Here is a 9,672-nt window from a genome sequence, read left to right as displayed (position 1 = left end):
GTCAATCACCAGGGCTCCGCCATGGCTCAATCCTCCGCCTTGCGATGCACGCACCCCAGCCCCGCTCCTTCACCCACCCCCCAATTGCCGGTCGGGCTTAGGGGGATAAGGCGCTATCTCGGATCAACCAAACGATGGACACGACCCCGAGCCGGTGCACAGCTTAGTGTCGGCGGTGACCGCATGAGGTGAACCGGGAGTGAGGCGCGGATGAGGATGGGGCAGCCCAGAGGGGCGGCGCACGCCATGCCGCCGACGCTACGGCACGCGCTGAACGGCTTGTTCGTCTCCTCGCTCGTTGCGGCCCTCGTGGTCGTGATCGGTCCGGGTACGGCTGTGTCGAACCACGACACGTCCATCGTGGCCGCCCTGTCCGTGCTCCTCGCCGCCACGTACGCGGTGGGATTCGCCGGCCCTGCCAGGCCTGCCGGCTCTCGACGTCGCGAGGAAACCACCGAATCCGTCGGCACGACCGGAGGGAACCCGGGCCGTGTGCTGCGCTGGCTTGGCGCGCTGACCGCGGTGTGGACCTGCCTCATGGCGTTCAGCGCTGGGTTCGGCTGGCTGGGGTTCCCGCTGTTCGCACTGTATGTCCTGCTCCTGCCGCTGCGGCTGGCGGTCGTTGCCGTCGCTCTGGGGACCGTCATCGTGATCGCCGCCAAGGGAGCGGAGGCCGGCACGCTGGGGATCCCCCAGGTGGCCGGACCGCTGCTGGGCGCGCTGGTCTCCACGCTGACGGTGCTCGGGTACCAGTCGCTGTACCGGGAGAGCCAGGCCCGCCAGGCGCTCATCGCTGAGCTGATCGTCACCCGGGACGCGCTGGCGGAGTCGCAGCGGGAGGCCGGCCGGCTCGCCGAACGCCAGCGGCTGGCCCGGGAGATACACGACACGGTCGCGCAGGGCCTCTCGAGCGTGATCATGCTGTTGCGCGCCACCTACGCCGCGCTGCCGCCGGACGCATCCCTGGCGCAGGAGCGGACCGCCGCGGCCACCGAGGTCGCCACGGCGAACCTCGCCGAGTGCCGGCGCTTCCTGTACGAACTGAGCCCGCCGCCCCTGGTCGAGACGCCCCTGCCGGAGGCGTTGCGCCGACTGGTCGACCGGAGTGCCGAGGACGGTCTCAGCACCGCGTTCCATCTGCACGGGGAGCCGTACCCGCTGGGTGCCGAGTGCGATGTGGCGCTGCTGCGGCTGACCCAGGAGGCGCTGGCCAATGTGCGCGGGCACGCGCACGCCGAGAGGTGCGTGGTGAGCCTGTGCTACCTGGACGACCGGGTGACGCTCGATGTCTTCGACGACGGCAAGGGCTTCGATCCGGAGCTGCCCCCGCAGGACTCCCGTGGCGGCTTCGGGCTCTTCGGGATGCGCCAGCGGATAGAGGAGCTGGGCGGCGCGCTCACCGTCGAGTCCGCGATCGGCGAGGGAACAGCGGTCGCCGCCAGTTTGCCGACTCCGAATGGGGTGACGTCGTGACCGCACCGCACACCGCCTCCATGGCGCAGGTACGCGTCCTGATCGTCGACGACCACCCGGTCGTGCGCCGTGGCCTGCGCGCGCTGCTCGATGACGTGCCCGAGGTCGTGGTGGCCGGTGAGGCGGGGGACGGCGCCGAGGCGCTGCGAATGGTCGCCGGGTCGACGGAGGTCGACGTGGTCCTCATGGACCTGCGCATGGGCGGCGGTACCGACAAGGTGTCAGGCGTTACCGCCGATGCGACCGGCAGCGGGCGAGGCGGCGGCGAGCGCATGGACGGTGTCGAGGCCACCCGGCGGATCAGGGCCCTGCCGGCCCCGCCCCGGGTACTGGTCCTCACCACCTACAGAACCGACGCCGAGATCCTTGCCGCCGTGGAGGCGGGTGCGACCGGTTACCTCCTCAAGGATGCGCCGGTCGAGGAGCTGATCTCCGCAGTGCACGCCGTCGCGGCCGGCGAGACCGTGCTGGCTCCGCCCGTCGCCACTCGGCTGCTCGGCCGCATGCGGGCACCGCAGTCCACACTGACCCCACGCGAGACAGAGATTCTCGTCCTGCTCGCGAAGGGACTGTCGAACCGGCAGGTGTCACGCGCGCTGTTCATCAGCGAGGCAACAGTGAAGACCCACCTGGTCCGTGTCTTCGCCAAGCTCGGGGTGGACAGCCGCACCGGCGCCGTGACGGCGGCACTGGCCCACGGCCTGATCCCCGAACCCCTGCCCGGCCCCACCCCGCCGACCGCACGACCGAATCCTGCAGATCCGCCCAACCCCTCCAGTCGGCCCGAGTTTCCGGACCCCACAGCGCAGCGAGGTTCCCCTGCCACACCACCGAGCTGACACAGCGGCGGCCCATGGCCGACGCCGCAACACGGCACGCGGTCCGCCGTCCTGGTACTGCTGCACCGCTCACACCTGAAAGTGCAGCACAAACACACCGCATCCACATGCAGTGATCCGACGCGGCGCCGAATTCCCGCGACCGCGTGGCTTTCGCGCGCCTTCATTCCCTCTCAGAGAAGGTCATCGCCTCAATGAGACAGTCACGACGGGCTGGGTCGACCAGATCCTCGGCCCGCTCAACCACCTCCATAGCCTACCGGCTGACACGCCGTCCAGTGCGTACGGCCCTGGGGGTGCTCACCGCGGCCTGTGTGGCCGGGACGCTTTGCACCCTGCCCGTCGCCGCAGCGACACCGGCCGGGTCGGTCCCTCAGGCTGCCCAGCCACGGCAGGACGGCCCGGTTGTCGCCACACACAAGCTCACCCTCGTCACCGGCGAGGTGGTGACGCTGGAACGCCACGCCAACGGCTCCCAGGCTGCGACGATCGCGCCCACACCTGACGGCACCCCGGCGACGTTCTCCACCATGAAGGTGGGTGACGAGGTCTATGTCATCCCGGACAAGGCACAGCCGTACCTTGCCGCGAACGAGCTCGATCGCGAGCTGTTCAACGTCACCAAGCTGGTCGAGTACGGCTACGACGACGCGCACCGCGCCGCGGTGCCGCTGATCGCGACCTTCGCGGGCGCGCCGGGCAAGGCGGGCAAGGCGCTTGAGCAGGCCGCGCCGGCCGGTTCGGTGAAGGACGACGAGCTGCCCAGCGCCAACGCGGTGGCATTGCGCGCGAGCAAGAAGAAGGCGGCGACGTTCTGGAAGTCGGTCGACGACGACAGCGCCGACGCGACGACCAAACCGAAGCTTGCCGACGGCATCAAGAAGCTCTGGCTCGACAAGCCGGTCAAGGTGTCGCTGGACCAGAGTGTGCCGCAGATCGGCGCGCCGGAGGCGTGGGCGGCCGGGTACGACGGCACCGGCACCAAGGTGGCCGTCCTCGACACCGGTCTCGACCCCAACCACCCCGATGTGGCGGGGCAGGTGAAGAAGACGCAGAACTTCACCGACGACCCCGACGTCGTCGACCACCACGGTCACGGCACGCATGTCGCCTCGACCATCGCCGGCTCAGGTGCCGCGTCGGGCGGCAAGTACAGGGGCGTGGCGCCGGGCGCCGACCTGTACATCGGCAAGGTCCTCGACAACGCCGGTAGCGGCCCCGAGTCGGGGGTCATCGCCGGCATGGAGTGGGCAGTGGCCGAAGGTGCGGACGTCGTCAGCATGAGCCTGGGTTCGCCGGTCGCCAGTGACGGCACCGACCCGCTGAGCCAGGCCGTCAACCAGCTCACCGCGTCCTCCGGCGCGCTGTTCGTCATCGCGTCCGGCAATGAGGGCTCGGACAAGTCGACCGTGGGTTCGCCGGGTGCCGCCGACGCCGCGCTGACCGTCGGCGCGGTGTCCAAGTCGGAGCTGCTCGCGGGCTTCTCCAGCCGCGGCCCGCGCAAGGGCGACTTCGCGGTCAAGCCGGAGATCACCGCACCGGGCGTGGGCATCGTCGCCGCGCGCGCTGCCGGCACCTCGATGGGTCGCCCGGTCGACGCCAACTACACCGCGGCCAGCGGCACCTCGATGGCCACACCGCACATGGCCGGCGCCGCGGCGATCCTCGCCCAGCGCCACCCGGACTGGACCGCCGACCGGCTCAAGCAGGTGCTGGTCAGCACCGCCAAGCAGGGCTCATACACGGCCTATCAGCAGGGCGGCGGCCGAGTCGACGTGCCCAAGGCGATCGACGCCACCGTCTACTCCAGCCCCGCCGTCGTCAGCATGGGCAAGTCGACGGCCGAGAGCGCGCCGGTCACCAAGACGGTCAGTTACGTCAACACCTCCGCGGCGGACACCACGCTGTCGCTCCGCCTGGCCTCTTCCGGGGAGACCGGGCCCGCACCGGACGGCACGTTCACGCTCAGCGCCACCAGCGTGACGGTCCTGGCGAACTCCACCACGAACGTGACGGTGACCTACCACCCCGAACTCTGCGTCCTGGGTGACTACACGGGTGTCGTCACCGCCACCGCGCCCGACGGCTCCGCGATCCACACCACCGTCGGCGCGACGAAGGGGGTGCCCACCGTCGACCTCACCGTCAACGCGATCGACCGGAACGGAAACCCGGCGCAGGGCACCGACGTGGTCGTGTTCGACCTGGACGAAGACGAGGTCCTTGAGCCCTACCTCCGGGACGGAACGGCGACTGTCGCAGTGCCGCTGGGACGCTACTCGGTCATGGGTGTCGTCTACACGCGGGACGAGGCCGGAGTCGAGATCCTGAACGGTACCCTTGCCGGCGACCCCGTAGTGGAACTGAAGGCGGATCGGACGATCACGCTGGATGCCCGGCTGGGCAAGGAGGTCAAGGTCGCGACGCCCAAGGAGTCCGATCCGAACGGCTACAGAATCGGGTACCGCCAGCAACTCCCCGGCAATTACGGGATTGACTTCATGAAGATCATGTCGAGCCCGACCTGGGACCATGCCTACGTGGTGCCCACCGCACCGGTGACGCTCGGCTCATTCGAGTTCGACTTCCAGCAGCGCAGGTACGCCCCGGCGATCCGGGCGTCCATTGCCGGGCAGGCCGGCGCGCTCCCGCTTGAGCCAGTGTTCAATGCGGCCCGGCTGGACGGCCCCAGCACGCTCCGGGCAGTCTACGCCGGCAAGGGAGGGCCCGAGGACCTGGCCGGCAAGAACCTCGGTGGCAAGCTCGCGGTCGTCACCAGCGATGCCACCCGGGAGACTGCCGAGCAGATCGCCGCCGTGGCCGATGCCGGGGCGAAGGCAGTGATCATCGTCGGCGACCAGCCGGGCTCCTTCTACGCCAGTGTGCCGCTCGTCGCCCGCACCACCATCCCGGCCTGGACCCTCACCCGGGACGAAGGCGCCGTGCTCTTTGACCGGATGGCCGGTGGTCCCACGTCGATCAACCTGCACGGCATCGCCAACAGCCCGTATGTGTACAACATCGCTCTCATGGTTCCCGGTGAAATTCCGGCCGACCCCACCGACGCGGTCACCGCGGAGAACTCGGCCGTGGTGAAGTCCCACTACCGCAGCACCAAGGGCACCAAACTTGGCGAGACCGGCTCGGTGGTCCGCCCGGGAGAGCGCCTCATCGTCCAGATCGTGGAGTTCATCGATGGGCCGCTGGACCGGGAGGAGTGGTCCTCCACAGGCAGCAAGTGGCCGACCCTGAAGGACATGCGATGGTCCCACGCGGTCTTCCCGGACCCCACCAACATCGGCCGCCGCATGAATGACGTGCTCCGCACCTATAGCCCGGGCGAACAGCGCGAGGAGACCTGGCTGGGCGCGGCGAACGGCCCGGCCGGACCGGCGAACACCCGCGCGGTCCGCGAGGGCGACGACATGACCCTCGTCGTGCCGGAGATGGGTGACAGCGAACCGGAGCATTTCGGCTGGTTCGGCGCGGCGTCCGACAAGGCGATGGTGCGTGTGTACCAGGACGAGAAGCTCCTCACCGAGACGACGCGCGCGATGATGATGCTGCCGGTCAGCCCTGACCCGGCGGCCTACCGGATCACCATGGACACGTCGCACCCGGCGTGGTTCCCGCTGTCCACCGAGACCAGCACTGAGTGGACGTTCAGGTCCGCCCGGCCGGTGAGCGGGGAGGAGAACCTGGCGCTGCTCTGGCCGAAGTACGGCTTCGGCCTGGATGCGGAGAACACCGCCAAGGGTGGCAACACCTACGACTTCGACCTGGTGTTCGCGCTCCAGACCGGCTCCACTCCGGACATCGACGGGGTCGAGGTGGAGATGTCCACCGACGACGGTGCCACCTGGAGCCCCGCGACGGTGAAGACCAAGGTCGACGGCCACTACAAGGTGTCCGTCCGCAACCCGGCAAAGGGCTATGTGTCGCTGCGCGTCAAGGCGCAGGACACCAACGGCAGCAAGATTAAGCAGACCCTGATCAAGGCCTACGCCGTTCGCTGACCCTCACGGCAGACCTTTTCCGACCGCACCCCTGGCGCAAGGCACGCCCTCGCGCCAGGGGCGCATCCCGTTGTACTGGCAATCAAATACCTTGCCGGGACTCCGTATTGCCGAAAAAAATCAGCAAAGTCCTTGAAAGTGCCGGACATGTCCGAGAGTTCTCGACATCCGTACCCGCCTGCTTGACGCACCGCGTCATCGGCGCAGCTCCACATTTTTGAACCTACCCGCACTCGTCGGCGTCCAGGACGGTCATCTACACCAACTGGACCGAGGAGCCGATCACGCTCACGCTTTCCGCCTCGGCCTCCTCCTCGGGCAAGCCCGCGCCGGCGGGGCTGTTCACGCTCAGCGCCGACCAGGTGACCGTGCCCAGTCGAGCCGCCATCCGCGTGCGGGATCGTATGCGTTGTGGGCCGCTGCCCGAGCAGGTCGATGTCAACCTGGACCGCGGCTACGACAGCGGCAAGACCCGCACCGCACTGTCGGAACTCGACTTCACCGGCGAGATCGCCCGCAAGGGCGTGCCCGCTCCGATCCAGGCCGGCAAGAGATGGGTGGTCGAGCGCAGTCACGCGTGGATGAACGGCTTCGGCAAACTCCGACGCTGCACCGAGAAGCGCAGCCAGGTCGTCGACCTCTACCTCTACTTGCCCCGTCACGATCGTCACGCTCCGTATGGTCATCCGCCGCGCCGCCCAGCTCTACCGCTGGGACGGCCGCCCGACCACCAAAAGGCTCAAGTGACGCCTACTGCCGGGCAGTCCAACGAACCCCACAGATCGATCAACAACGGATTTCGGCCAAGTCGGCGCCGCGTACATGACGGGCCCCCGTCAAAGCTGGCACGCTTCCGTCCAGTCGCCGCAGAGCACCCCTACAAACGCACACGCACCACACGATGCGGCGATCACGTCGGACACCGTCCGACCCACTCGCACCTCCAGCTCTACCGGGCGGCAACACCCCGGCCTGCCCGGCTGACTCCGGCCGTACACACCCGGCCGCCGCAGAAGGAGTTCCGTGTGACTCGATCCCCCCGTAAGGCCCTCGCCGCGAGCGCGTTGATAGCCGGCGCCGCGATGATCGCGGCCGCGCTGCCGTCCGGTGTCGCCACCGCCAGCACCACGAGCCAGGCCCCGGCCAAGGCCCAGGCCCGCGCTGGCGCACTGCCGGTGCAGTTGTCGCCGTCGCAGCGTGGCGAGTTGCTGGCCGCGGCGAACATGTCCCGGGCGGCGACCGCCAGGTCGCTGCACCTGAGATCGAAGGAGGCGCTGATCGTCAAGTCCGTCCTGAAGGACGCGGACGGCAGCCTCCACACCCGCTACGAGCGGACCTTCGCCGGGCTCCCGGTCCTGGGCGGCGACCTGGTCGTCCACACCGCCGCGAACGGCTCCGCCAAGGGCGTCACCAAGGCCACCAACGCGACCATCACCGTCTCCTCCACCACCGCCGCCAAGAGCGCCGGCTCCGCGAAGACCTTCGCGCTGGGCCGCGCCAAGGCCAAGCACGTCGCGAAGGCGACGGCCGGCACCGCCCGCAAGGTCGTCTGGGCCGCGTCCGGCACCCCGACCCTGGCCTGGGAGACGGTGGTCGGCGGCACCCAGGCCGACGGCACCCCCTCCGAACTGCACGTCATCACCGACGCCACCACCGGCAAGAAGCTCTTCGAGTACCAGGGCATCGAGACCGGCGTCGGCGACAGCATGTACTCCGGCCAGGTCACCATCGGCACCACGTCGGCCGACGGCAGTTACTCGATGACCGACGCCACCCGCGGCGGCCACAAGACCTACGACCTCAACGGCGGCAGCTCAGGCACCGGCACGCTGTTCACCGACCCGGACGACACTTGGGGCGACGGCACCACCAGCAACCGGCAGACCGCCGGCGTGGACGCCGCCTACGGCGCCCAGCTCACCTGGGACTACTACAAGGACGTCCACGGCCGCAACGGCATCAAGAACGACGGCGTCGGCGCCTACTCACGCGTCCACTACGGTAACGCCTACGTCAACGCGTTCTGGTCCGACGCCTGCTTCTGCATGACCTACGGCGACGGCACGGGCAACAACAAGCCGCTCACCTCCATCGACGTCGGCGCCCACGAGATGACCCACGGCGTCACCTCCAACACCGCGGGCCTGATCTACCGCGGCGAGTCCGGCGGCCTGAACGAGGCCACCTCCGACATCTTTGCCGCCGCCGTCGAGTTCTACGCCGACAACGCCGACGACCCCGGCGACTACCTCGTCGGCGAGAAGATCGACATCCGCGGCAACGGCACCCCGCTGCGCTACATGGACAAGCCCTCCAAGGACGGGAAGTCCGCCGACGCCTGGTACTCCGGCCTCGGCTCCATCGACGTCCACTACTCCTCCGGCCCGGCCAACCACTGGTTCTACCTGGCCTCCGAGGGCAGCGGCGCCAAGACCGTCAACGGCGTGAACTACGACTCCCCGACCTCCGACGGCCTGCCGGTGACCGGGATCGGCCGGGACGCCGCCGCCAAGATCTGGTACAAGGCCCTCACCACCTACATGACCTCGTCCACCGACTACGCCGGTGCCCGCACCGCCACCCTCCAGGCCGCCGCCGACCTGTACGGGCTGGGCAGCGACACCTACATCAACGCCGCCAACGCCTGGGCCGCCATCAACGTCGGCCCCCGCATCGTCGACGGCATCCTGCTGACCAACCCCGGCGCCCAGACCAGCGCGGTCGACACCCCCGCCAGCCTCCAGATCCAGGCCACCAGCTTCAACCCCGGTACCCCCGTCTACTTCGCCGAGGGCCTCCCCGACGGCCTGAGCCTCCACCCCGTCACCGGTCTCATCACCGGCACCCCCACCACGCCGGGCACCAGCAACGTCACCGTCACCGTCAGAAGCTCCATGAACTCCACCACCACGGCGACCTTCACCTGGAAGGTCGCCAGGGGCATCGTCGAGAACACCACCAACGTGCCGATCCCGGACGGGGGCGCCGCGGTCTTCTCGGACATCGACGTCACCGGGCTCTCGGGCCAGGCGCCGAGCGACCTCAAAGTGGGCGTGGACATCAAGCACACCTGGCGCGGTGACCTGGTCATCAACCTGGTCGCCCCCGACGGCACGCTGTACCCGCTGAAGAAGAGCAACTTGCCCGACTCGGCCGACAACGTGATCGAAACTTACACGGTGGACGCCTCCAGCCAGGTCGCCAACGGCACCTGGAGGCTCCAGGTCCAGGACATGTACCGTGGCGACACGGGCTACATCGACAGCTGGAAGCTCACCTTCTGAGCTTGGCTTTAAACCCCACCAAGATCATGTCTTGGTGGGGTTCGTCGTTCGCCTGACAGT

The 9,672-nt window shown here is 68.9% G+C and carries 4 protein-coding genes and 2 pseudogenes; 5 read left to right on the top strand and 1 reads right to left on the bottom strand.

The features are described 5' to 3' along the window. Window positions 1-216 precede the first annotated feature (216 nt). From AB0I23_RS09570 to AB0I23_RS09560, 3 genes and pseudogenes are all read left to right on the top strand, one after another. Window positions 217-1,473, top strand: coding sequence for a sensor histidine kinase (locus tag AB0I23_RS09570; protein ID WP_359108418.1), 1,257 nt, complete (start codon window positions 217-219; stop codon window positions 1,471-1,473). Window positions 1,474-1,493: 20 nt separating this feature from the next. Next, window positions 1,494-2,180 (top strand): annotated as a pseudogene (locus AB0I23_RS09565) (response regulator); the annotation flags it as partial. A 410-nt stretch (window positions 2,181-2,590) separates the two neighbouring features. Beyond that, window positions 2,591-6,328 carry a S8 family serine peptidase gene (locus tag AB0I23_RS09560; RefSeq protein ID WP_359108416.1) on the top strand — a complete coding sequence of 1,246 codons (3,738 nt, stop codon included), beginning with the start codon at window positions 2,591-2,593 and terminating at the stop codon, window positions 6,326-6,328. Between the two features lie 256 nt (window positions 6,329-6,584). Here AB0I23_RS09560 and AB0I23_RS09555 read toward each other — a convergent pair whose 3' ends face one another. After that, window positions 6,585-6,716 (bottom strand): hypothetical protein, encoded by a 132-nt coding sequence (locus tag AB0I23_RS09555; RefSeq protein WP_359108414.1) that lies wholly within the window; start codon window positions 6,714-6,716, stop codon window positions 6,585-6,587. Between the two features lie 25 nt (window positions 6,717-6,741). Here AB0I23_RS09555 and AB0I23_RS09550 point away from each other — a divergent pair. Both AB0I23_RS09550 and AB0I23_RS09545 read left to right on the top strand, forming a co-directional pair. After that, a pseudogene (locus tag AB0I23_RS09550) lies at window positions 6,742-7,075 on the top strand (IS5/IS1182 family transposase); the annotation flags it as partial. Between the two features lie 335 nt (window positions 7,076-7,410). Continuing rightward, a complete protein-coding gene (locus AB0I23_RS09545; RefSeq protein WP_436846905.1) occupies window positions 7,411-9,612 on the top strand; it encodes a M4 family metallopeptidase in 2,202 nt (733 codons plus the stop codon). Window positions 9,613-9,672 lie beyond the last annotated feature (60 nt).

The sequence above is a fragment of the Streptomyces atratus genome (assembly GCF_040655115.1).
GTDB lineage: Bacteria > Actinomycetota > Actinomycetes > Streptomycetales > Streptomycetaceae > Streptomyces > Streptomyces atratus_D.
This window is presented reverse-complemented; position numbering and strand designations above follow the sequence as displayed.

Coding starts and splice junctions, on each gene's coding strand:
- AB0I23_RS09570 (WP_359108418.1), top strand. CDS start 217: ATGGGGCAGCCCAGAGGGGCGGCGCACGCCATGCCGCCGACGCTACGG.
- AB0I23_RS09555 (WP_359108414.1), bottom strand. CDS start 6,716: ATGGCGGCTCGACTGGGCACGGTCACCTGGTCGGCGCTGAGCGTGAAC.
- AB0I23_RS09545 (WP_436846905.1), top strand. CDS start 7,411: ATGATCGCGGCCGCGCTGCCGTCCGGTGTCGCCACCGCCAGCACCACG.